Genomic DNA, 22,577 nt, shown 5'->3' with positions numbered 1-22,577 from the left:
ACACCCGTGACCATGATACCGCGCTCGTTTTCATCCCAACACTGCGGAGATCGGGTGCACGCCGGGGTTCACGAGCGGGATCGGCCGGCTGCCGACGTGATAGTTCTTGTCCGGGTCGAGGCCGAGGGCCGAGTAGATCGTGGCGAACAGGCTGCCCGCGTCCGCCTCTTCGGACACCACCGTTTGCCCCTTCGGGTCGGTCTTGCCGTACACCGACCCGCGCTTGATGCCGCACCCGGTGATGGTGCTGCTCCACGCGCTGGCGAAGTGGTCGCGCCCCAAACTCGAGTTGATGCTCGGCGTGCGCCCGAACTCCGAGAGCGTGACGATCATCACGTCGTCGAGCATCCCGCGCTCGGAGAGGTCGTCAATCAGCGTCGCCATGACGTGATCGAGTTCGGGCACCATCTCCTGGTGCGTCTCGAAGTTCTGCCCGTGGCTGTCCCACCACGCGCGCCCGACGCGCACGAACGGCACGCCGGCTTCTACCAGGCGCCGGGCGATCAGCACCTGTTCGCCGAACTGCGTCGAACCGTACCGGTCGCGGACCTTCTGCGGTTCTTGCGTGACGTCGAATAGTTTCTCGCTCGCCATGATCCCGCGGACGCGCTGGTACGCCTCGTTCTGGCTGTTCATCGTTTCGGAACTGCGACCGCGGCCGAACTGCTTGCCCAGCAGGTCGCGCAGCTCCCCGCGCTCCTGGTGGTCGAGGTCGGTAATGCCGTCGAGCCGCTTGATGAACTCCGGGTAGTTGCTCGTGGTGAGTTCCATCGGGGCGTACCGGGCGCCGAGGAACCCGGCGTCGCCGGGGGCCATGTTGCGCCCCTCGGTCTGCGTGTAGAACGTGACGTAATCGGGAACCTTGCTGTCCGCGCGGCCCATTTCGCGCGCGATCACCGCGCCGAGGTCCGGGTAGCGCAGGGCCGCTTCGTCGCGCCGGCCCCGCATCATCGTCTGGGCCGCGCTCCCGTGGTCGCCGTTCTTGGTGTTCAGCCCGCGGATCAGGCACGTAGTCTTCATCCGCGCCGCCATCTTCGGCATCAGCTCCGAGATGCGCAATCCGGGCACGTCGGTCTGGATCGAGCGGAACGGGCCGCCTGTGGTCGCGCCCGGCTTCGGATCCCACGTCTCGAGCTGTGACGCTCCACCGGCCAGCCACAACAGGATGACACGCTTCTGCGTCTTCTTGAGCGCCCCGTTCACCCCGGGAGCGGCGAGCGCGTTCAGGGCAGTCATATCGGCAGCGACGGCCGCGCCCGCGGCGGCAAGCCCACCGAGAAATCCGCGGCGGTCGACGGCATGAGCCGCGGAGCCGCAAAACGTGTTACGAGCCATAATTGCCTCGCGTTTAGCGCCCCGACCTTACGACCGGGGGTGAATGTCTCGTGGTCGGGGGCTAATAACTGAATCGGAACTCGGGCGCGGTCACGAGCGCCCAGAGCACTTGTCGGTACGCCTCGGGTTCGCGCCCCTTGCGCTTCTCGACGTAGGTAACGAGCGCCGTGGTTTCGGATTCGGTAGCGGGGCGCCCGTAAGTGGTCCGCACGAGGAACTCGACCGCTTCCTTCGGTTCCTTCATCTGCTTCACGCGCCCGAGCGTAGTACCCGGCGCGTCCGTGAGGAACTCCCTCATCAGCCGGTCGCCGTTGCTGAAGAGGAGCGCTTCGCTGACGCCGATCTGGAAGTTGTCGGTCGGCTGTGCGAGTTGCGCGGCAAGCCCGCGTGCGGAGGACTCGATCTGTTCCATCCGCTTCTCGAATTCATCGGGCTTCAGTTTGTCGAACGTCGCGGGGTCTGTGGCCGCGATCTTCAAGGACGTGGCGAGTTGCAGCGGCGTCATCGGTTTGAGGCGCGCGACCGCGAACATCTTGCTCGGCGGCGCGGCCTCGGACGCCTCGAAGCGGCTGCTGCGCGAATACGCCCGGCTCATCACGATCCCGCGCACCAAGCGTTTGATGTCGTAGCCGTTGACGGCGGTGTCCCGGGCGAGCCACGCGAGCAGTTCCGGGTGACTCGGGGAGTTCTCGCTGTGCATCTGGTCGAGCGGGCTCACCAGCCCTGTGCCGAGGAACCGGTGCCACAGGCGGTTACTGAGCGAGCGGGCGAAAAAGTCCGCGTTCTCCCCTTTGAGGGCGACTTCAACGAGCTTGGCCCGCGCGCTGAACTTCGGCGCCGGCGGCGGGGCCTTCGCGGTCCGGGCTTTGTCGAGCGCGTCCTTCTCGGCCTTCTGATCTGCGGCGCTCGGTTCTTTCGCGTTCGCGTCTTCGATGGTCGCGCCCGTGAGGAACATCATTTTCGCAGTGCGTTCCGGGCCTTTGGTCGGCTTGTACTTCACGGTGCCGTAGCCGCGCTCACCGAGAAACCCGCCGTTGTCGAAGGTCCGCGCGAGGAACGCCTTCATCCCGTAAAAGTGATCCTGGGTCCAATCTTCGACGTGCGGGTGGTTGTGGCACTGGGCGCAACTCACGTTCACCCCGAAGAACGCGACACTCACGTCGGCCGTGAGCTTGTCGGCATCGGCGAGGCGGCCGCGCAAGAACTCCGCAGCGCCCTTTAGTTTGGGGTCGGACTCGTCGGGCAGCATCACCTCGCGGAAGATCCGGTCCCAGGGTTTGTTCTCTTTCAGCGCATCAGCAAGGTACGCGCGAAGTGCTCCGCCGCGGCGCTCGCCGTCGGGGTTCAGCATGACGTCGAAGAGGGCCGCCTGGTGCCGGACGAACCCCGGCGACGCGATCAGTCGGTCGACCAGTTTCGCGCGCTTGTCCGGGTCGGTAGACTTGACGTAGGCTTCCACCTCGCCCGTCGTCGGGATGCGCCCCACGAGGTCGAGCGTGAGCCGGCGAACCACGGTCGCGTCGTCGGCCTGCTCCGCGGTCGCGATACCGGCTTCGGCGATCGCGGCGTCCACGAACTGGTCAATGACTCGCTCAATGGGGAGCAATCCGGACGCGACGAGCGCGCGAGGAGCGGGAACGTGAACCGGTTCAACGGCACGCGGAGCGGGGATAGGAGACGGTTCAACGGTTCGCGGTGCCGGTGCACGGTCCGCCGCATTGGTCGCTACGGGTACGAGCACACAAACGGCTGCGAGCAGCAGCAAACGGAGCCGCATGAAGGGTGCTCCTGGTGGGGTAGGATGTCGGGGCGCGGCGGGATCTTTCGGCGGGTAGGTCTTACGCAAGTATAACATCGGCCAGTAACAACGCCAGCGCAAACCCGTAGTGCCCGAAACGGGATCGCTCTGAGCACGGTCTCTTTGTGTCGGAACACGTTTCTCATCATGCTGAACGTTCACCTTCGGATCACCGACGCGACCACACACCGCCCGGTTCCCGTCCGCGTGCGCATCACCGGACCGGACGGCACGCCCTACGCGCCATTGGGCCGACCCGCGGAATTCGCCAGCGGGCGCAGCGAGGACGTGGGCGGGCACCTGAAGCTCGGGCGCGAGCGTTGGTTCTACATTGACGGTGCGTGCGAAGTACCGCTCCCGGCCGGCGTTCCGCTCCGCGTGCAGGCCGCAAAGGGACCGGAATGGACGCCCCTCGACGCGACCACGACGCTCGGCCCGGGTCAGATCTCGCTGCGGTTCACCATCGAGCGCTGGGTCGATACGCGCGCCGAAGGCTGGGTAACGTTCGACGCGCGGAGCCATTTCCTCTCTCCGCACGCGGCACTACTGGAAGCACAGGCCGAAGATCTAACATCCGCGAACGTGCTCGCGACGCCCCTCCCGGTGCTCGCGCTGGACGCCAACACGTACAGCACCACGCCGAATCTGCTCGCGTTCAGCGGGCAAGTCCCCGCTCTGGAGCGCGACGGGCACGCGGTCGTGGTGAACACCTTCAACACGCACCCGGTGCTGGGGAAGGTGTCGCTCCTGAACTCACACCGCCCGGTGTTCCCGCTCACGTTCGGCGGCGAAGACTCGGACGACTGGGGCATCTGCGACTGGTGCGACCAGTGCCACCGCAAGCGCGGGTTGGTGGTGTGGGTCGATGCGTTCGAGCCGGCCGGCGGGATCACCGGAGGCGAAGCGCTCGTCGCTGCGATTCTGGGGAAGATCGACGCGATCGAGGTCTGTGCGAAGCCGCGAAAATCGCCTCTGATGCCGTGGGTGTACCGGCTCTGGGACGCGGGGGTGATGGTTCCCCTCGTTGGCGCGAGCGGAAAGGACTCGAACACCGTTCCGCTCGGCGCGATGCGGACCTACGCGCGGGCAAGACAGCCCCCCCCGTCCCCCCCCGCCTCTCGTGAGGGGGAACCCCCTCCGGGTTCCCCCTGCAACCCCCTCCTGTCCGGGAAGGGCGAGAAAGAACTGTCAGCAAACGTAGCCTCAAGCACAGCAGAATTGCGCGCCAGCTCCCCCTTCCCTTCAGGGAGGGGGGACGGGGGGGTAGGTTCTGCCTTTAACCCCTCCCCAACCCCTCCCCTGAACAGAGAGGGGCTTCGGACAGAAGACAATAGAGAATCTATTGTTTTGGGTCCGGTTCCCCCTTCCTTTCTAGGGAAGGGGGGCGGGGGGTTAGGTTCTTCCTGGCTCGACGCTGTTCGCACGGGGAGCACGTTCGTCACCGCGGGTCCGTTGCTCACGCTCACGGTCAAAGGCTCGCGCGTCAGCGCCACTTCGCGCTCGCCCCTCGGTACGCAACGAGTGGAAATCGTCGCAAACGGCGAGGTCGTGGCGTCGGGTGAACACGCAGAAGCGACTATCAGCGCCCCCGGGTGGGTCACAGCGCGTGCGGCGGGGAGCGCGGGTTTCGCGCACACGTCGCCGGTAGTTGTGGGTTCACCGAGCCGGAAGCCGGACGCGGTCGCGGCGCTGAAGGGGTTGATCGAACAGACCCAAGAATGGATCGAGACTCAAGGCCGCTTCGTGTATCCCAAGCGGAAACAGGCACTGCTCGACCGGTGCGCGGAGGCGGCGCAAAAATTGGGGGCGGGCACGTGACGCGGTGGCGGCGATTCGCGGCGCACCTGCGGTACCGGGGGCGCCAGCTCTACCGGTGGGTCCACAGCCACGTCCCGCGCCGGGTGTGGCTCGCGGTCGTCACACCGGGGCTCCTGCTCGCTACGGGTACGGTCGGGTACCGGTGGATCGAGGGCGACCCGTGGACGTACTTCGACGGCTTCTACATGACGGCCATCACGCTCACCACCATCGGGTACGGTGAGACGCACCCGCTGTCGAACTACGGCCGGGTGTTCACAGTGGTGCTCGCGTACAGCGGCATTTTCACGCTCGCGTACTTCGCGTCCGAACTGGTCCGCTCGGTCGTCACGGGCGAACTGCGGCAGGTGATCGGGAGGCAATGGGTGGACGACCAACTCGCGACGCTCTCGGGGCACCTCATCGTGTGCGGGTACGGCCGGATGGGGCGGATCGTGTGCGCGGAGCTGGAGCGCCAGAAGCGCCGGTTCGTGTTCGTCGAGAAGGCCCCCGACGCGCTCAAAGACGCCCCGTACCACTACGGGCTTTCGCTGGTCGGTGATGCGACGGCGGACGAGCTGCTCCGGAAAGCGGGGGTGGAGCGCGCCCGGGCACTCATCAGCGTGGTCGGTTCGGATTCGGACAATCTCTACATCACGCTCAGCGCCCGGCTCCTGAACCCGAAACTGTTGATCGTGGCACGGGCCGAAGAAGAGGACGCCGAATCGAAGCTCCGGAAGGTCGGGGCGAACAAGGTGATCTCGCCGTACCTCGCGGGGGCGCACCGGGCCGTACAAGCGGCCCTGCGCCCCACCGTCCTGCACTTCATGGAAATGGCCGCCCGGCCCGAACTCCTGGATTTACAGATCGAGGAGATCCGCGTGGCGCCCGGCAGCCCGCTGGCGGGGCGGGCGCTCCACCAGGCACAGATCCGGGAGAGCCTCGACGTCGTGGTGGTCGGGGTGATGCGGCCCGGGGGCGAGTTGCTCTACAACCCGAAGCCGGAGCTGGTCCTGGAACCCGAAACGGTGCTGATCGCCCTGGGCCAGCGCCGGCAACTGGACCGGCTCGAAGCCCTGGCCGGCGCGGACCGGCCGTGACGGTCCGCCGAACCAAAGCGCCGGCAACAATTTGACCTTCCAAGCGCCGGCGGTTTGAGTTAGTTTTTGCACGAAGGTAATTACGCTTGAATGGACCCGAGGCGCGGTTTCCTCGGGGCGACCTCCTATAATCCGCGGAAGTTCTTGTTGGCGATCGTTCTCACGCCCAGAGCAGCCGATGCCCGATTCGCCCGCTCCCACCGTTCCCCCCGACGACGCCGGCGCAGGAGCCGCGCGCCAGCTCCGGCTCGCACACCAGAAACTTACCGCTCATGCCGAAAACACTCCGCTGATCGTGATCGAGTGGGACCGGGACACCCGCGTCTCCCGGTGGAACGCCCAGGCCGAGCGCGTGTTCGGCTGGGCCGCCGCCGAAGTGCTCGGCAAGGGGCTGCTCGAATGGAAGTTCGTCCACGAGGACAACCGCGATTTGGCCCGCCAAATCACGAGCGACCGGCAAGCGGGTAGCGCGGCCCGGCGCGTGGTCGTTACGCCGAACTACACGAAGGGGGGCGGGCTCGTCTGGTGCGAGTGGTACACCTCCGTAATGTTCGACGACGCGGGGCACCTGGTTTCCACGCTGTCCCTGGCACTGGACGTGACCCCGTACCGGGCCACGGCCGAGGAGTTGGAGCACAGTCGCGCCCGGCTCCGGGCGGCGCTCGACGGGGCGAAGATGCTCGCCTGGGACATGGACCTCGTCGCGAACACGTGGGAAACCACGATCGACATCTCCGACTTCTACGGCGCCCCCCGCGGGCCGGACTACTCGAACCCCGAACTCGCGCTCAACGCGGTCCACCCGGACGACGTGTCCCTGGTAACGGCCGGGCGCCAGCGGGCGATCGAGACCGGCGAGCCGATGCGGTACGAGTTCCGCGGGCGCGCCCCGACCGCGGACGGCTTCCCGCGGTGGTTCTCGACCCGCGGACAAGTGCTCCGCGACACCACGGGTAGAGCGGCCCGGATCATCGCCGTGACCTCCGACATCACGGAGTTCAAGCGCGGAGAGGAGCAGCGCGAGGCGCTCAACCGGCAGCTCCGCGACGCGGCGAAGTGGGAGAGCCTGGGGGTGCTCGCGGGGGGCGTGGCGCACGACTTCAACAACATCCTCACCGTCGTGCTCGGGAGCGCGAACCTGGCCCGGCGCGGGCTGCCCGCCAACTCGTCCGCCGCGGCGTACCTGGACCAGATCGAGCAATCGTGCCGGCGCGCGGCCGAGGTGTGCCGGCAGATGCTCGCATACGCCGGGCGGAACCTCGGGGGCGCCGCGCGCATCGACCTCACGCCCCTGGTCCGCGAGTCCGCGCCGCTCCTGGCGGGACCGGCCGCGCCGCACAACGTGCGGTACGAACTCGCGCACGACCTCCCGCTGACGCACGCCGACTCCGCCCAGGTCCGGCAGGTGCTGGTGAACCTCGTCACGAACGCGGCCGAAGCGCTCGCGGGCGCCTCTGGCGAGATCGTGGTGCGCACCTACCCCGCCGAGGTACCGGCCGGGGTGCCGGACGGCACGTTCCACCTCGCCCCGCCGCCGGGACGGTATGCGTGCCTCGCGGTCGGCGACACCGGTCCCGGCGTGTCGGCCGAGGTGCGCGGCCGGATGTTCGACCCGTTCTACTCGACCAAGTTCACCGGGCGCGGGCTGGGCCTGGCGGCCGTACTCGGGATCGTCCGCGCCCACAAGGGGGGCATCCGCGTCGAAAGCGCGCCGGGCGTGGGCACCACCGTGACCATGTACTGGCCGGGACCGGTCGAGCAGGTCGCGTCCGTTCCTGCTGCCAACCCGAGTTCCTCGCGCACCACGAACGCGGCTTTAGTGATTGACGACGAAATGTTCGTCCGTGAAGTCACGGCCTCGACGCTGGAAGAGCTGGGCTTCACCGCAATTTTGGCCGCGGACGGCGCGTCCGGGGTCGAGCAGTTCCACCGCAACCGCGACGCGATCAAGGTGGCCGTCATTGACGTGATGATGCCGGGGGTCACCGGCGATCAGGTGCTCAAGACGCTCCGGCTATTCGCGCCCCAATTGCCCGCGATCCTCGTGAGCGGGTTCACGGACAAGCGCATCGTCACGGCCGATTTCGGCGCCCACACCGAGTTCCTTCAGAAGCCGTTCCACCCCGAAGACCTGATGAACATCGTGCGGCGCCTGACGGAAGAGAAGGGGTGAAAAGCTCCACCCGCTCGTTGACACTCGCGGTTCGCCTTGGTCTTTGGCGAACCGCGAGTGTCAACGAGCGGGTGGGCTCGTCGCACGTTACCTCACTTCTTCAACCCGTCGGTTGTGAACGTGTCACTCGCAAAGGTCGGATTGAGAACCACGTCGCGGAAGAAGTAGGTGCCGAGCGTGACCCGCGTACCGTCGGGTTCGGTGCGGTATTGCTCGGTCCCAACCTGGAGCCACCGCTCGCGGTCGATGTAAATCACGACCTCGGTGAACCCCTCGGCCGCAACAATTTTCGGGTCGGTGGACGCGGTCCCGCCCAACTCGAACGCATCCAGTTCGGTGCGCGGGCAGATGCGCCGGATCACGTGGCACTCGCGCCCGTCGGCCTTCTCGACCGCCTTCGTACCGAGGTACTCGTACTTGAACTCGCCGGCCGTCTGGCGCCCCTTCCAAGCTTCGTGCGTGCGGAGCATGCTGCGGTAAAGCCCCGCGTCGCGGATGCAGTACCGTGATTGTGCCTGGGCCACGCTACTGCCCGGGTCGATGGAAGGCCCGAGCTTGAACGCGCGGGCGTCCGGGCGCCAGGTCACGATTTTCTTGTCGGACCCTTCTGGGACCGGTTTTTCACTGAAGAACGTGCCCCGGACCTCGACCCCGCCAAAAGAGCGGCGGGCACCGGCGCGCCACTTCATCACGACCTCGATCGCGGTCAGCTTGGTTTGGGCGCCGGGGACGTCGCCACGCACCCACAGGTCGATGACCTCCGCATCGGGCACTTCCGGGTGCTTGGGCTTCCCCTGCACGCGCTCTTGCTTCTCCAGGGTACAGTGCAGGCCCTGTACCTCGCGCTCGTAGCGCGTGAGGCAGGCGGAGAGCATCTTCACCGGGTCCGCTTTGGCGAGTTCGTCGAACTCCGGCTGAGTTGGGAGTTCGCCTTCACCGACGTGGACCGGCGCGACCGCCGGCGGGGGGGCGCTGAAGTACCGATCGTAGCCCACGAACCCCGCACCGATCAGGAACGCGAGCAGGGCGATCACGACGATGAGTCGGCGGGACATCTTCCTTCCTCCTGCGGCAACTGGCGCGTCCCCCGACAGTTTACGTGGGCCGAAGAACGGGAACAACGCGCGGACCGCGCGCCGGAGAGCGTAAGCCATCTGAAGTGCCCCGGTTACGGAAGTGACGGCGAACTGCGTATTTCCTCTGTTCGACCGGGACGCGGAGAAACTCCAGTTGAACTTGTGCGGCACCATGACTATTTGGCGCGTGTTTGTGGGGCAGTGCGCGGGGACGAGGGGGCGAGATGCGAAGCCGCTGGTTGATCGCGTTCAGTATCGTGCTATTCGGTCTCGATTCGGCGAGCGCGCAACCTCAACCGCCACTTCCACCTCCGGTCCCTCCCGCTTCTAACGGCCCGACCGAACTCCCGCCGCTGCTCCCGCCCCCGCCGCCCGATGCCCCGTTAGCGGAAGTACCCCGCCCGGGGACCGCGCCCGGGATCGATTACGACCAGGGTTACCTGTACCTGCCAGAAAAAGCACCCGAGCGCCCGCGCCGACCCGAAGAGTGCGGACCGGGCGGGCGGTGGTGGGTCACGCCGTCGTTTGAACTCTCCTGGGTGCCGTCGGTCCGCCCGCCGGCGAGCGTTCGGTTGCGCCTCTCGGACGGGCTTGGCAACACGGCCCCTGGCCCGGTGATCCCGGTGGCCGGGCGCTCGGCCGGACAATTCGAGGCGGCATTGGGGTTGGTTCTCGGTCACTGGTTCGACGAGTCGCACACCAACGGCGCGGAAGCGAGCTTCTTCATCCGTAGCGCCGACAACACGTTCGGCGGCGTCACGCCCGGAATGCTGGTACTGTTCCCAGAGGGACCGTGGCGCGGAACCCCACAAGTGATCGCGTTCCCGGAACCGTTCGGGGACCGAATCCTGGGCACATTCCCGTCCACGCTTTCGACGTTCTTCACCACGGTGGACGTGAACTACCGGCGCAAGCTGCTCTGCACCGATAACGCCCGGCTCGACGCACTCGTGGGGTACCGCTTCGCGTACCTGCGGGACGAGTTGTACCTCGGCGAAGTGCCGGACGATAACAGCGACTACAAGCGCAACCGCGCGGCAGTAGCGAACCCGTTCCACGGCGCGCAGGTCGGCTTAGCGGGCGAGGTCCGCAAAAACGGCTGGTACGCTTCCGGGGCCGCGAAGGTCGCGTTCGGGGTGGTGACGCCCGAGGTGACCGCGACCGGGCTCTTCGCGGGTGCGGAGGGGCGTGTGGGGTCGCAGTTCACGGCACTGAGAGCACTCACTACGGCCGAGAAGAATGAGTTCGCGGCGATGCCGGTCCTGAACCTGTCGATCGGCCGCCAAGTGAGCGCACGCACGCGGGTCTTCGCGGGCTACACGTTCCAGTACCTCAGTCGCGCGGGGCGCTTGGGCGACGCCCTCACCCCCGCCAACAGCGGACTTGTACTCAATGACTTCTGGACGCAGTCGGTCAACTTCGGCTTCGAGTGGCGCCACTGATCCAGAAAAATGCAGAATCGCGGATCACGCAGATCAAAACTAAAACAGAATTTTGGACAGGATCAACAAGATTAACAGGATTGGGACTCCGAATCCGGTTGATCCTGTTAATCCTGTCAAATGCTCTTCTGCTTTTGTCTTGATCCGCGCGATCTGCGTTTATCCGCGGCTCTTCTTGAATTTGTTTTGATCTCCACCGCTCACCATGACATCTGCTCGCTCGCGAGTAGCGAGAGGTTCTTCACGGCCGCGGCGGGTCCGGCCGGCGCGCCGAACACCGCGGTCCCCGCAACGAACACGTTCGCACCGGCGCCGGCGGCGCTCCCGATCGTCCGCGCATCGATCCCGCCGTCCACTTCGATCTCGCACGCCGGGTTGTGCTCGTTCACCAGCGCGCGGAGCTTCTTCAGCCGTTCGAGGCTGTCGGGAATGAAAGCCTGGCCGCCGAAGCCGGGAAACACGGTCATGCAGAGCGCGAGGTCGATGTCGCGCAGGTACGGCTCGATGCGCTCGATGGGCATGTCCGGGTTGAACGCTAACCCGACCTTCTTCCCGAGCGCCTTCTTGATGTGTTCGAGCATGGGGCGCGGGTCCGCGAGCACTTCCAGGTGTACGATGAGCGTGTCCGCGCCCTCTTTGACGAACCCGTCGAGGAACCGGCCCGGGTCTTCGACCATCAGGTGAACTTCGAGCGGGATCGTGGTGACCGGGCGCAGCCCCTTCACGACGACCGAGCCCATGCTCAGGTTGGGGACGAAGTGGCCGTCCATCACGTCGACGTGGATGCGGTCGGCCCCGGCCTTTGTGACTTCGCGCACGAGTTCGCCGAGTTTGGAGAAGTCGGCGGCGAGAATGGAAGGTGCGATCATTGGGAGGAGTTCCGGTTCCGGGTTCCAGGGGTCCGCGTTTCAATCAGTCTGTCGGTTCCGGCCGGGTTCGCCAAGTCGCGGCGCGGAACAACTTGAAACTTGCAACCGGGAATTTGAAACTGATCGCATGAGTTACCGTTTTCCGATCGCGCGCAACATACTGGCGCTGGCGGGCCGCGCCCGGCGCAACTGGCTGGACCGGCACCAGACCCCCGCGAATTACTGGATTCACATGCTCGGCATCCCGCTCGCGTTCGCGGGCATTCCGCTGCTGTTTGTGGCGGAGTGGTACTGGGGAGTGGGGGCGATTGTAGGGGGCTATCTGCTCCAGTGGATCGGCCACCGCATCGAGGGGAACGACGTGGGCGAGTTCATCCCGGTGAAGCGCCTGCTCGGGTTGCCGGTGGTAGCGATCGCCCCACAACACAAACCGCGGGCACTTGAAGCGCCCGCGGTGAAGAAGTAGCGAGTTGGCGTTCTGACGGGTTACTTCGCCAGGACACAATCCTTGAGCGTCACGAGATCCGAGACGCGCCCGGCGCACAGCCCGCGGACCGTCACTTCCTGGCCGCGCTTGACCGAGGCGAGCGGGTACTTCTTTTGTTCGGCGAACTCGCAGTTGATCGTTTTGGTGGGTTCGCCCGTCTCCAGTTCCAGGACGTAGGGCTTGCCCTCCTCGCGGATGACGCGAACCACCTTACCCGTAACCGCGAGCACCTTGTCCTTATACCGCAGTTCTGCCGAAACCACGTTCGCGAGGTAATCCGTTTCCAGCGTTCCGGCGCTAACGGGAGTCCCGGGGCCGTTGCGAATCTCTTCCTTGATGCGGTCTTTCGCGAGGTCTTCGAGCAGTTGCTTCTGGAACTTCTCGTCCTCAAGTTTTTTGTCGTTCGGTGCTTTGGGAGGCGGGTTCGCGTTCCCTCGGACCTGTGCGGGGGGCGGCACGGGCAGCGGTGGAGGAGCGGCCCGCCTTGCGGCTCTGTTGTCCATCATGGACCCAATGACCGCGATCCACATCAACGAGAGGGCGACCGCGCTTCCGCTCACCACGGTCGCCGCGACGGGGAAGCCCATCTTCTGATTGGAGCTCCGGGCGATCAGAACGGACGCGATCGCGAGCACCAGTGCGAGTCCGCCCGCGAAGATCGCAACCGCACCCAAGAACGGAATGAGGCTGACAACCAGCGCGAGAAGCCCACCCACGAACGCGATGATGCCGAGGGTGCTCGCGCCCCTGCGCGGGGTGCGGTACTCGTCGTCGTAGCGCCGGCGGGCGCGCTCGAAGCGCCGGGCGAGGTGCCGATCGCGCTCGCTACCTTCCCCGCGTCGTCGTTCGCGGTCACGGTCGTAGTCGTCTACCATGATCGAACCCGTTGTCGGGTGGTGTGTCTGTTGAAAATGTAGCCGCTTCACCGGCCCGCACTCAATCGTATTCGCTCCGACCGGTGAAAGATTTACTCTCGCCGCCGAATTCGGTTACTTTGTCTGAAGTCCCACTCCGCAGAGGTGTTAATGAACGAGCGCGAAGCTCTGTTGCGTGCGATCTGCGACAACCCCGACGACGATACGCCGCGATTGGTATTCGCTGACTGGCTCCAGGAAAATGGCGACGAGGCGCGTGCCGAGTTCATCCGCGTGAGTTGCGCGATGCGAACTCCGGATTTACCCGACGCCGAGTTTCGAGCAATAAGCGCACGGGCCGAACACCTGCGCCGGACACACGGCTCGGACTGGAAGTACGAACTGCCTCAAATGCCGCTCTCAGTCATGTACTCGACGCAGCACCGGTACGTTCCACCGGGTCTTCAGTGGGGCGAATTTCGCCGCGGGTTTATCGAATCGGTGCGGATTACCGACGAGGGCATCGCACTGTTTCTCAAAGACCAGGACCGGATCTTCGCAACGACCCCGATTCGGGAAATCGATATCGGCCGGTCGAAAATCCCCAGCTCTCGGGGAACGTTCCGGAGCTTCCGGTACTTCCACCGAATCGAAGTCATTTGCAACACTCTGAATCAGGAATGGGGATGGGGTGCGAGACCCCAGATCGCGGCGTTCCTGGATTACCCCCAATTATCCCGCCTGCGTGCGGTGCATTTGATCGGAGACGCTCGCGGTCTTGCGGAGGCGGAACCGGTACTGCGCCCGATCCTCGGCGATCGCCTGATCCTCACACTGGAAATCATCCACCCGAGGCGGAGATGAACGAACGCGACGCCCTGTTACGCGCGGTTTGCGACAACCCCGACGATGACACCCCGCGTCTCGTATTCGCCGACTGGCTCCAGGAGCACGGCGACGAGGTGCGGGCCGAGTTCATCCGCGTGCAGATTGCGCTGGCACGCGGAGACGCGAGTACAAAGCTGAAAGAGCGGGAGCAAGAACTGCTTACCGCACACCAAGAAGTGTGGGAGCAACCATTAGGGAAGTTCAAAGTCACCGATTCCTTCCGCAATCTCGTTTACGATATCTTTTTCCACCGCGGCTTTATCCGGGCACTCGTTATCAGCGACGAAGAAAGCCGGTTTGCAGATCACGCCACCGAAATCTTCCAACTCGCTCCAATTCAGAGGATCACTTTTTTCCACACATGGCCCCACGCGGCCTCAGCCGAATGCGCCGAATTACTACGACTGAAGGAACTCAGAATCTACCGGGCCGGGTTTGAAGCTAAAGCGCTGGGGACGCTACTTCGCTCAAAATCCCTCCTAAACGTGACCCGTTTGGAGTTGATAGCTGATAACGATAACGGGTACCTCACCGGGGAAGGAACCGAACTGCTGAGCCGATCAACAGCGCTGCCCGCACTGCGCCATCTCGACCTCTCCTACAACTGCATTTGGCTAGCGATTTTGACGGAAGGAAATTTGATCGGGCAACTCGAATCACTCAGGCTTCGATGCACCGATATCGACGACTCCGGAGCTGAAGTGCTGGCACGTTGCGAGCGATTTAGCTCGTTAACGCACCTGGATTTATCTGCAAACCGAATCGGCGATCGAGGATTACGAGCGCTCGCGGCCTCCAAAAATCTTCCGCGATTGACGACGCTCGATCTGCGACAAAACTTCTACGACACCGAGAGCGGTGTCGAACTAAAAGGTTGCACACCAGAAACGCGACGGATACTCGAAAACCGTTTCGGCGCGGGAGCCCTGATTGACGGAAGACTGCAGGAGTAGCCCTCACTCCCCCGTGCCCGTTTCCGGGGCGAATCCGCGGCGCATCTGGTTCTCGGTGATCGTGCGCGGGAGCACGAACTGGAGCAGGTAGTCCGGTCCGCCGGCCTTCGAGCCGATCCCGCTCAGTTTGAAGCCCCCGAACGGTTGGCGGTCCACCAACGCGCCGGTGCACTTGCGGTTGATGTACAGGTTGCCCACGCGGAACTTCCGCTTCACCTTTTCGAGGTGGCTCGGGCTGCGGCTGTAGCACCCGCCCGTGAGCGCGTACCGCGTGCCGTTCGCGATCCGAAGCGCGTCGTCCAAGTCCTTCGCGCGGATCACCGACAGCACCGGCCCGAAGATCTCTTCTTGCGCGATCCCGGCGTTCTCCGGCACGTTCGCGAAGATCGTCGGCGGGATGAAGTGCCCCTGCTCCATCAGCGCGCCGAGGTCGGTCTGGTGCGCGAGTTTTGCCTCTTTCTTGCCCGCTTCGATGAACTTGAGGATGCGGTCCCGGGCCTCCGCGTCAATGACCGGGCCGAGCGAGCACCCGGGATCGTCTGCGGCTTTCACCGCGAGCGACTTCGTCGCTTCCACGAGCCGGTTCAGGAACTGGTCGTAGATACCGTCCAACACGATCGCACGCGACCCGGCCGAGCACTTTTGCCCGCCGAAGCCAAACGCCGAATCGACCACACCCTTCACCGCCTCGTCGAGGTCCGCGTCCGAGTCCACGATGACCGCGTTCTTGCCGCCCATCTCGGCGATGACCTTCTTCACGAAGTTCTGACCGCCGGGCGTCTTCGAGGCCTGCTCGTTGATGAGCAGCGCGACCTTCAGTGACCCGGTGAACGCGATCAGCGCCACGTCCGGGTGCTGCACGAGCGTCGGCCCGATTTCTTCGCCGTCCCCCGGCAGGAAGTTCGCGACGCCCGGAGGAACGCCGGCGGCTTGCAGGCACTCCATCAGCTTCGCGCCGATGATCCCGGACTGTTCCGCGGGCTTGAGAATGACCGTGTTCCCACTGACGATCGCGGCGGTCGCCATCCCCGCAAGAATCGCGAGCGGGAAGTTCCACGGCGCGATGACCACCGACACGCCGCGCGGCTCGTAGAAGTACCGGTTGTCCTCGCCCGGCACGTCGCGGTGCTGCGTCGCGCCAAGTTTCAGCATTTCGACCGCGTAGTATTCGCAGAAATCGATGGCTTCCGCCACGTCCGCGTCGGACTCGCGCCACGGCTTGCCCGTCTCGAACACGATCCACGCGGACAGCTCGAATCGGCGCTTGCGGAACTGCTCGGCCACGTCACGGAGCAGTTTGGCGCGCGTTTCGACACTCGTGTCGCGCCAGGCGTCGAACGCCGTGAGGCACGACTTCACCGCGAGTTTCGCCTGATCGACGTTGGCCATCGCGACCTTGCCGAGCAGCTCCGACTTGCGCGACGGGTTCTCGCGGTCGAGCGTCTTCGTGACCGGCAGCGGCTTGTTGTCGATCACGATGGGGTACGTGCGACCGAATTCCGCGCGGACCTGATCGAGCGCGGCCTTCATCGCCACGCGATTCGCTTCCACAGAGAAGTCGGTGAGCGGCTCGTTGATGAACGCGGCGGGCGCGCTCGTGGGTGCGGGTGCGGGGCTCTCGGTGTGTGCGGGCGAGTGCGTAGCGATCATGGAAGTAGTGGGAGTGTTGGGGGATTCGGCGGGCAGCACACGACGGTTGGCTGCCGGGTTCGTGAGCAGCACTTCTTCCGACAAACCTTCGGAGAAGCCCTGGCGCAAAAACGAATCGTTCGACGAGTTCTCGAGCAGCCGGCGGACGAGGTACGCCATACCGGGGAGCAATTGACCGTAGGGCGTGTAAATGCGGACCCGCTGGCCGAGCGACTGGATCGATTCCTTGATCGCGTCGGCCATGCCGTAGAGCATCTGGAACTCGTACCGGCGCGGCGGCACGCCGAGCTTCTCGGCCACCGCCATCGCGTGCGAGATGCTCCGAATGTTGTGCGACCCGAACGCGGGGATCAGCCAGTCCACGTTCGCGAGCAGGAACTCGGTGAGCTTCTCGAAGTTGGCGTCCGATTCCCACTTCTTCGTGAACACCGGGACCGGCCAGTGATTCTGCGCCGCGATCACGGTTTCGTAGTCCCAGTACGCGCCCTTCACCAGGCGAATCCACACGGGCGTTTTGCGAACGTTCTTCGCCCAGTCGAGCAGCGCGTGGAGATCGGCCTCGGTGTCCTTCAGGTACGCCTGAATCGCGATCCCGACGCTCGGCCAGTCGCGGAACTCCGGCTCCGTGAGGATGTCGCGGAAGATCTTCAGCGTGACGTCCTTGAAACTGTGCTGCTCCATGTCGAAGTTGACGAACGCGCCGGTCTGCTTCGCGAGGCTCAGGATCGGCCGCAGGCGCCGACACACGGCACGCGACGTCCCCTCCGGGTCGATCGGGTCGAACTGACTGAACAGTGCGGACAGCTTCACCGACACGTTCACGCGCGGGATCGGTCCGCGGTCGTCGCGGTCGATCGTCGGCTCCTCGGGCCACGCATTCACTTCGCGCGTTAAGCCCGTGAGCAGGTCCAAATACTGCTTCTGGACGTGGTCCGCTTCGACCTCGGTGATGGTCGCCTCACCGAGCAGGTCGATGGTGAACGCGAGCCGGCGATCGCGCATCGCGCGAACGGCTTCGACGGCCTCCCCCACGTTCGACCCGGCGATGAACTTCCGGGCCATCTGCTCCGCGCCGCGCTGCGACGCGAACGCCAGCCCCTGCCCCAACACGCCGCGGTTCGGGATGAGCCGCGTGCCCCACCGCACCCACCAGGGCAGTTCGTCCTTCGCTTCGTTCAGGTACTCGCGCAGGTGCCGCGACACTTCAGCGGGCTGCTTCAGGTACGGCAGCGTGTCCACGAAGCGGAACAGTTGCACCTTGAGGGCGGGGTCGTGCATCCCCAGGCCCATGAGTTTGTCTTCGAGCCAGGCGCGAGTGAACAGCACCGGCCCCTGACGGTCGAGCCGGGCGAAGATTTCGCGGCCGTATTGTTTGGTACGTTCGTCGAGGTCGTTAGCCATGTGAAGGTCGTTATGAATCGGATCGTGTCCCGCCTCAAAACAGAGGAGGGAGAATCAAAGTTCCTGCCCCAAAGGGAGATAGGTGGGGAGGAGTGCTTTCATTCGGCGCCGGACCGTGTACCATTCACCCGAGCATTACACCTGACGAGCGGTGCCCGATGGTGATCGACAAAATCGGCAAGTTCACGGTACTGGGTACGCTGGGTACCGGTGCGAACAGTAGCATTTTACACGTCCGGCGCGCCGAGGACGAAAGAGAGTACGCCCTGAAGCTCGTCCCCATTGAGGGGAAGGACGATCTGAAGTACCTGGAACAAGCGAAGCACGAGTTCCGCGTCGGGCAGATGCTCAATCACCCCAATCTGGTGAAGGTCCACGCGCTCGAAACGGAAGCCGGGTGGTTCTCCGGGCCGAAAAAAGCAAAGCTACTGTTGGAATACGTACCCGGCCAGACAATGGACAAGCTCCCGCTCCAAAGAATGGCAAAGTTGCTCCGGATGCTCGAGCGCATCGCGGACGGCCTCACCCACATGCACAAACAGGGCGTCTACCACGCCGACATGAAGCCGAACAATCTGATCCACGAGCGCGGGACGCGGGTGAAGGTGCTCGACTACGGTCTGGCGTGGATCAAGGGCGAGGGCAAGGACCGCGTGCAGGGCACGCCGGAGTACATGGCGCCCGAAACGGTGGAGCACAAGATCGTGAACGAGCGCACCGACATCTACAACTTCGGCGTCACGATGTACCGGCTCGTCACGCTCCAGCTCCCGCCGTGCTGGATGACCGGTGAGAACGCGCTGCCGATGAACAAGAAGATCTTCAAGGAGCAACTCAAACCGGTCCGGACCGCGAACCCGATGGTGCCCGAAGACCTCGCGGACCTGATCCACGAGTGCCTCCAGCCGAACGCGACCAAGCGCCCGGAGCGCATGAGCCACATCCAGGGCACGCTCGACCAGCTCGCGGACCAGGCCGCGGCCAAACTCGACGACCCGGCGGAGTTGGAAGACTGAAACAAGGCAAAAGAGAAAAGGAAAAACAGGACCGGTATCGCTGACGAGTGGTTGGAAGTGTTTTCGCTCACTCGTCAGCGTTTGTGCGTGCAAGCCCGCACACATCCAGGTCACGGACACGCGCAGCTAACATTTGCTAACATTCCCGGACCGGCCGCCCGCCACTCATTTCGACGCAAAATCGCACTGCAAAGCATTTTACGACTTGGCGCGCTGTAATTATTGTTAGCCCAGCGATTCGGGCTCTCAGTACCCATCCTGCCCCGAAACTGGCGCCTAAAAACATATTTACACTATACACATCCCGCGGGAGAAAATAAAGGCAAAATCCGCGCTCCGCTTGGTGACGCGCAGCCATCGGGCCGACTCTTCTGAATCTCGGTAACTGCCCCACGTCTTCACATCGAATCGATGCAATTTACTGACCATCATCTCTGTGCGTGTCCAGAAAATATTTTACGCGAAAAATCGTCATGAAAATCTCAAGAACAAATCAAGAAGACGAATTCGCCCACATTGACACCGCGCTGCAACCGGACTATCGTATCGCCGCCTGATCCATTGCGACATATCACACGAGAGCCAGTAACGAACTATGAACGCAATGATTCGATCGATCGCATCCAAATTGTATCAACGTCTCACCGCCGGGGAACCGGCCCGGCGACACGGGGCGCCGCGCAGGGTGCGCCTCGGGCTCGAGGGGCTCGAGGCCCGCGAGGTGCCGGCCGCGTTCACCTGGACCGGCGCGGTGAACACGGACGCGACGAACCCGGACAACTGGTCCATCTACGGGACCCCGGGTGACGGCGACGACGTGTATTTCGGGGCCATGTCCCCCGGCGCCCACAACTGTAATAACCTCTCCTCGATAGACACGGCTTACGGTTTTAACTCGATTACATTGGCAGCCGATTTCAACGGAACCGTCTCCGTCGCTCAGGACAGCGTACTCGCAACCAACACCTTCACCCTCGCCGGCGGTGCGATCGCTCAACCAGGCCCCTACAGCACGCCCATCGACATCTACGGGCTGTTTACCTGGACCGGCGGTGTCCTGAACAGCGCGCTGAATAGCGCGAGCGTCAACATCTTCGGCGGCGGGACGATCACGACCCCGAGCGGTGGGCTCACCACCGGGAGCACCCTCAACTTCGCCAGTTCCGACGGGACCGTGAAGACGACCACCATCAGCGGCTCTGGGAACCTCACCCTCGCTGGCACGGACGAATACGCCCTCAACGTGTACGCCAACGCCGACGTTCAGAACGAGGTTACGAATGTTAATAACCCGGCCGCGATTAAGGGACTGTCCTCAGATAAGAAAGTGCTAACGCTCAACACCGGTGCGCAGTGGGCGTACTACGGCGAAGGGACGCGGACGGACGAAATTCGCGTCGTCAACAATGGTGGGCTTTTCGGCGTCGGGATGCCGAAGACGGGCACGAAGAACATCATCCTCAAACTGACCCCGAGCAACGCGAACAATTACGAGTACACCCAAACCGGGAACACCAATACTAAGCTGCTGATCTTCGGCAGTTGCACCCTGGACGCGACCACGGGCAAGGGCGTAGCGATCAACGGCGGCCTCGTGTTCGTGATGCCTAACAAAAATTTCGTCGGCATCACGAATCAGGTCGCGACGGTTAAGGGTACTTACACGATGACCGCCGGTGCCCTCGGGACCGGGCTCGTTGACCGATTAACAACGACCGTAGGGACAGTCACTGGCGTCCCCGTCTGGTACACGTTCAAAGTGGACGGTGACGTAAACTGGTCGGGTGGTGTGTGGGTGCCGGGCGTGGATGCGCGGGGTGGGGCTATGGGTAACCTGGGCAGTGAGAGCAATGCGGACCTGTGGATGATCACGGGCAAACTCACGATCACCGCGAATCCCGTTAAGGCCAATACCCCATCGATCAAAGCTGTGACCTATCAAGCTCCTGCGGGCCAACTGACAGGAACCTGGAACAGTATCAAATGGGGCACTCTCGCCGCCCTCAGTCCCGACCCGGATCCCCAAGATAGTGGTTTCACTGTATTTAAAAATGTGCCCGGCACTCTCTTTCAGGTGAAGAAATAGTCGTGCTCTGGATCATAGTTAACGGGATTGCACCGCTCCAGCAGTGTCGGTGGCTTGAAATCGTGGCTCAATAATTTCCGGTAGCCTTCGTCAACGTTTACCGAAGGCTACCGTTCTGTTCAGGAAACAATTCCTTGCGATACATCCTACTCGTCCTCTGTTTGGTCGCTGGAGCTACTCTCGCGGGGCCAGTCCCACCCGCACCGCTCAAACCGGCACGCAAACCCGTCGACCCTGGATACGAGTCGACACAGTTCCTTGGTCGGGTTGAGGCCCTCAGCACCGAGAGGATCACCGTCAAGCCCGAAGGGTATCTGCGCGAAGATGTCACCTGGCGCACACCGGAGGGCGTGCGCGAGGAGCGGTACTACGAGCAGGACAACAACCAGTTACCCAAGACGTTCATGTTCACCGACAAGTTGCTTACGATTCACGGGGTTCGGTTGCCCCCCAACCGGGTCTGGGTCGGAAGGCGCAACCGCGGCGAGCACGCCATCGCCGACCTCCGGATCGGGGACCGGGTCCACGTCAGCTACCAAGCCGCGCGCGGCGAGAACTGGTGCTCGGCCATTATCATCATGCGGCGCCCGGGCGGGCGTGTGCCGGATGCTTACGAGGACGACGACAAGTCCTACAAGTACAAGACCTCGACCGAGCGCAACGCCGCGCAGTTCATCGAGGAGACCGTCGCAGGCCAGTGGGTTCCGCGCCTGCGCGCCGCACTCAAGAAGTGATTCCAGAGCCGAGCGCGAGGGTTCAGCTCACCGCGATCAAAACGTAGTTGAGTGATTGCCGGTCTCTCGACCCGAGGTCGTATAAGGTGCTGAACCCGGCCGTGAACCGGGCGCTCACCCAGGAAACGTCGCCGATGCGCTGGAGCTTGTTCTTCGACGGCTTCATCCAAAACCGGTCGTAGATGACGCCGTCCACGTCCGCGTTCGACGCGAGCATGATGTCCTTGTTGCACGTCGTGATCTTGTTGGGGTTGTTCGGTTCCAGGTACCGGTACTCGGTCGCGTCCTCGTTAATGATGAGGGACCAGTGCGCGCCGTAGTCGTCCTGTGCCGTTCCGGTAGCCGAAGTGGACGTGACCGGACTGTTCTGCATCAGGTACGCGACCAGGATCGGGCGATCGGCCTTCAGGTGCTCGGTGATGAACTCTTTGCGCTTGTCGGTGCTCTGCCTGGCGTAACACGTGGGCGTGTACCCGAAGTGTTTGACGATGAGGGTCATCTCGGCCTCGCTGAGTACCTCGCCCTGCCCGGAACTCGCGCTCTGCTTGGCGAAGTGGCGGGCCGATTCCCCGGTTGCTTTTTTGGGCATCTCGCCCCGGCGCGGGTAAACGATGGGCTTTTTGCCGCCCAGTTTGGCCAGTAGCTCCGTGGCGTACCAGAGCGAGTACACCCCACAGGTGCCCTGGCGCTGCTTCTTGAGTACGCCGCTCAACCCCTTCCACGCATCTTCGAGGCTCATGTCGTGCTCCGATTTAGTGGGGACAATCAACAAGTGCCCTGGGTTTATTCCTTACTGCCGCCTCGCGAGCGAAATTTCATCGTAGATAAGAGCGGTGCACACAGATTCCGACAGTCGACCGGCCCCACGGTACGGCGGCGGTGGGATACACTACTGGTGAGCGGTGACCGGAATCTTTC

17 protein-coding genes are annotated in these 22,577 nt (G+C 63.9%); 10 read left to right on the top strand and 7 right to left on the bottom strand.

Annotated features, from left to right (window positions below):
* Positions 1-30 precede the first annotated feature (30 nt).
* Entirely contained in the window at positions 31-1,335 is a 1,305-nt protein-coding gene (locus VT84_RS04500) for a DUF1501 domain-containing protein (RefSeq protein ID WP_052553043.1), read from the bottom strand.
* Positions 1,336-1,396: 61 nt separating this feature from the next.
* Positions 1,397-3,112, bottom strand: coding sequence for a DUF1549 domain-containing protein (locus tag VT84_RS04495; protein WP_082838669.1), 1,716 nt, complete (start codon positions 3,110-3,112; stop codon positions 1,397-1,399).
* A 168-nt stretch (positions 3,113-3,280) separates the two neighbouring features.
* Here VT84_RS04495 and VT84_RS04490 point away from each other — a divergent pair, with 168 nt between their 5' ends.
* The 3 genes from VT84_RS04490 to VT84_RS04480 all read left to right on the top strand — a co-directional run bounded on the left by VT84_RS04490 (position 3,281) and on the right by VT84_RS04480 (position 8,203).
* Positions 3,281-4,951: a hypothetical protein gene (locus VT84_RS04490; RefSeq protein ID WP_082838668.1), complete on the top strand. Its 1,671-nt coding sequence runs from the start codon at positions 3,281-3,283 to the stop codon at positions 4,949-4,951.
* On the top strand, positions 4,948-6,030 hold the full coding sequence (locus VT84_RS04485; protein ID WP_162271589.1) for a potassium channel family protein: 1,083 nt from the start codon (positions 4,948-4,950) through the stop codon (positions 6,028-6,030). The genes VT84_RS04490 and VT84_RS04485 overlap by 4 nt, the downstream gene beginning before the upstream one ends.
* A 178-nt stretch (positions 6,031-6,208) precedes the next feature.
* On the top strand, positions 6,209-8,203 hold the full coding sequence (locus VT84_RS04480; protein WP_052553047.1) for a PAS domain-containing sensor histidine kinase: 1,995 nt from the start codon (positions 6,209-6,211) through the stop codon (positions 8,201-8,203).
* A gap of 92 nt (positions 8,204-8,295) precedes the next feature.
* Here the strand turns inward: VT84_RS04480 and VT84_RS04475 are convergent, their stop codons facing one another.
* The gene (locus tag VT84_RS04475) at positions 8,296-9,258 is read right to left on the bottom strand and encodes a DUF1571 domain-containing protein (RefSeq protein WP_052553049.1); all 963 of its coding nucleotides are present in this window, start codon (positions 9,256-9,258) and stop codon (positions 8,296-8,298) included.
* A gap of 245 nt (positions 9,259-9,503) precedes the next feature.
* Here VT84_RS04475 and VT84_RS04470 point away from each other — a divergent pair, with 245 nt between their 5' ends.
* Positions 9,504-10,721 carry a BBP7 family outer membrane beta-barrel protein gene (locus VT84_RS04470; RefSeq protein WP_082838665.1) on the top strand — a complete coding sequence of 406 codons (1,218 nt, stop codon included), beginning with the start codon at positions 9,504-9,506 and terminating at the stop codon, positions 10,719-10,721.
* A gap of 200 nt (positions 10,722-10,921) precedes the next feature.
* Here VT84_RS04470 and rpe read toward each other — a convergent pair whose 3' ends face one another.
* Positions 10,922-11,590, bottom strand: a complete 669-nt coding sequence (gene rpe / locus VT84_RS04465) for a ribulose-phosphate 3-epimerase (RefSeq protein WP_052553052.1) — start codon at positions 11,588-11,590, stop codon at positions 10,922-10,924.
* Positions 11,591-11,717: 127 nt separating this feature from the next.
* On the opposite strand from rpe, the gene VT84_RS04460 reads away from it, so the two are divergent.
* The gene (locus VT84_RS04460; protein ID WP_162271588.1) at positions 11,718-12,056 is read left to right on the top strand and encodes an Mpo1-like protein; all 339 of its coding nucleotides are present in this window, start codon (positions 11,718-11,720) and stop codon (positions 12,054-12,056) included.
* 20 nt (positions 12,057-12,076) lie between these two features.
* Here the strand turns inward: VT84_RS04460 and VT84_RS04455 are convergent, their stop codons facing one another.
* Positions 12,077-12,952 carry an OB-fold protein gene (locus tag VT84_RS04455; RefSeq protein WP_082838664.1) on the bottom strand — a complete coding sequence of 292 codons (876 nt, stop codon included), beginning with the start codon at positions 12,950-12,952 and terminating at the stop codon, positions 12,077-12,079.
* Between the two features lie 150 nt (positions 12,953-13,102).
* On the opposite strand from VT84_RS04455, the gene VT84_RS04450 reads away from it, so the two are divergent.
* Both VT84_RS04450 and VT84_RS04445 read left to right on the top strand, forming a co-directional pair.
* Positions 13,103-13,795, top strand: coding sequence for a TIGR02996 domain-containing protein (locus VT84_RS04450; protein ID WP_082838663.1), 693 nt, complete (start codon positions 13,103-13,105; stop codon positions 13,793-13,795).
* On the top strand, positions 13,792-14,772 hold the full coding sequence (locus tag VT84_RS04445) for a TIGR02996 domain-containing protein (protein ID WP_162271587.1): 981 nt from the start codon (positions 13,792-13,794) through the stop codon (positions 14,770-14,772). The genes VT84_RS04450 and VT84_RS04445 overlap by 4 nt, the downstream gene beginning before the upstream one ends.
* A 3-nt stretch (positions 14,773-14,775) precedes the next feature.
* Here the strand turns inward: VT84_RS04445 and pruA are convergent, their stop codons facing one another.
* Positions 14,776-17,823, bottom strand: a complete 3,048-nt coding sequence (gene pruA / locus VT84_RS04440) for an L-glutamate gamma-semialdehyde dehydrogenase (protein WP_082838661.1) — start codon at positions 17,821-17,823, stop codon at positions 14,776-14,778.
* Positions 17,824-17,981: 158 nt separating this feature from the next.
* On the opposite strand from pruA, the gene VT84_RS04435 reads away from it, so the two are divergent.
* From VT84_RS04435 to VT84_RS04425, 3 genes are all read left to right on the top strand, one after another.
* Positions 17,982-18,839 carry a serine/threonine protein kinase gene (locus VT84_RS04435; protein WP_082838660.1) on the top strand — a complete coding sequence of 286 codons (858 nt, stop codon included), beginning with the start codon at positions 17,982-17,984 and terminating at the stop codon, positions 18,837-18,839.
* 685 nt (positions 18,840-19,524) lie between these two features.
* Complete coding sequence (locus VT84_RS04430; protein ID WP_157469185.1) at positions 19,525-20,925, top strand: hypothetical protein; 1,401 nt, start codon at positions 19,525-19,527, stop codon at positions 20,923-20,925.
* A gap of 134 nt (positions 20,926-21,059) precedes the next feature.
* Positions 21,060-21,659 carry a hypothetical protein gene (locus VT84_RS04425; protein ID WP_082838658.1) on the top strand — a complete coding sequence of 200 codons (600 nt, stop codon included), beginning with the start codon at positions 21,060-21,062 and terminating at the stop codon, positions 21,657-21,659.
* Between the two features lie 22 nt (positions 21,660-21,681).
* Here the strand turns inward: VT84_RS04425 and VT84_RS04420 are convergent, their stop codons facing one another.
* Positions 21,682-22,398, bottom strand: a complete 717-nt coding sequence (locus tag VT84_RS04420) for a hypothetical protein (protein WP_052553075.1) — start codon at positions 22,396-22,398, stop codon at positions 21,682-21,684.
* Between the last annotated feature and the right edge of the window lie 179 nt (positions 22,399-22,577).

This window comes from Gemmata sp. SH-PL17 (genome assembly GCF_001610855.1).
Lineage (GTDB): Bacteria > Planctomycetota > Planctomycetia > Gemmatales > Gemmataceae > Gemmata > Gemmata massiliana.
Note: the sequence above shows the minus strand (reverse complement) of the source record. Positions and strands in the feature narration are given on the sequence as shown.

What these genes read in the sequence shown, in the direction of transcription:
- VT84_RS04500 (WP_052553043.1), bottom strand. Translation starts at nt 1,335, where the DNA reads ATGGCTCGTAACACGTTTTGCGGCTCCGCGGCTCATGCCGTCGACCGC.
- VT84_RS04495 (WP_082838669.1), bottom strand. Translation starts at nt 3,112, where the DNA reads ATGCGGCTCCGTTTGCTGCTGCTCGCAGCCGTTTGTGTGCTCGTACCC.
- VT84_RS04490 (WP_082838668.1), top strand. Translation starts at nt 3,281, where the DNA reads ATGCTGAACGTTCACCTTCGGATCACCGACGCGACCACACACCGCCCG.
- VT84_RS04480 (WP_052553047.1), top strand. Translation starts at nt 6,209, where the DNA reads ATGCCCGATTCGCCCGCTCCCACCGTTCCCCCCGACGACGCCGGCGCA.
- VT84_RS04475 (WP_052553049.1), bottom strand. Translation starts at nt 9,258, where the DNA reads ATGTCCCGCCGACTCATCGTCGTGATCGCCCTGCTCGCGTTCCTGATC.
- VT84_RS04470 (WP_082838665.1), top strand. Translation starts at nt 9,504, where the DNA reads ATGCGAAGCCGCTGGTTGATCGCGTTCAGTATCGTGCTATTCGGTCTC.
- rpe (WP_052553052.1), bottom strand. Translation starts at nt 11,590, where the DNA reads ATGATCGCACCTTCCATTCTCGCCGCCGACTTCTCCAAACTCGGCGAA.
- VT84_RS04460 (WP_162271588.1), top strand. Translation starts at nt 11,718, where the DNA reads ATGAGTTACCGTTTTCCGATCGCGCGCAACATACTGGCGCTGGCGGGC.
- VT84_RS04455 (WP_082838664.1), bottom strand. Translation starts at nt 12,952, where the DNA reads ATGGTAGACGACTACGACCGTGACCGCGAACGACGACGCGGGGAAGGT.
- VT84_RS04450 (WP_082838663.1), top strand. Translation starts at nt 13,103, where the DNA reads ATGAACGAGCGCGAAGCTCTGTTGCGTGCGATCTGCGACAACCCCGAC.
- VT84_RS04445 (WP_162271587.1), top strand. Translation starts at nt 13,792, where the DNA reads ATGAACGAACGCGACGCCCTGTTACGCGCGGTTTGCGACAACCCCGAC.
- pruA (WP_082838661.1), bottom strand. Translation starts at nt 17,823, where the DNA reads ATGGCTAACGACCTCGACGAACGTACCAAACAATACGGCCGCGAAATC.
- VT84_RS04435 (WP_082838660.1), top strand. Translation starts at nt 17,982, where the DNA reads ATGGTGATCGACAAAATCGGCAAGTTCACGGTACTGGGTACGCTGGGT.
- VT84_RS04420 (WP_052553075.1), bottom strand. Translation starts at nt 22,398, where the DNA reads ATGAGCCTCGAAGATGCGTGGAAGGGGTTGAGCGGCGTACTCAAGAAG.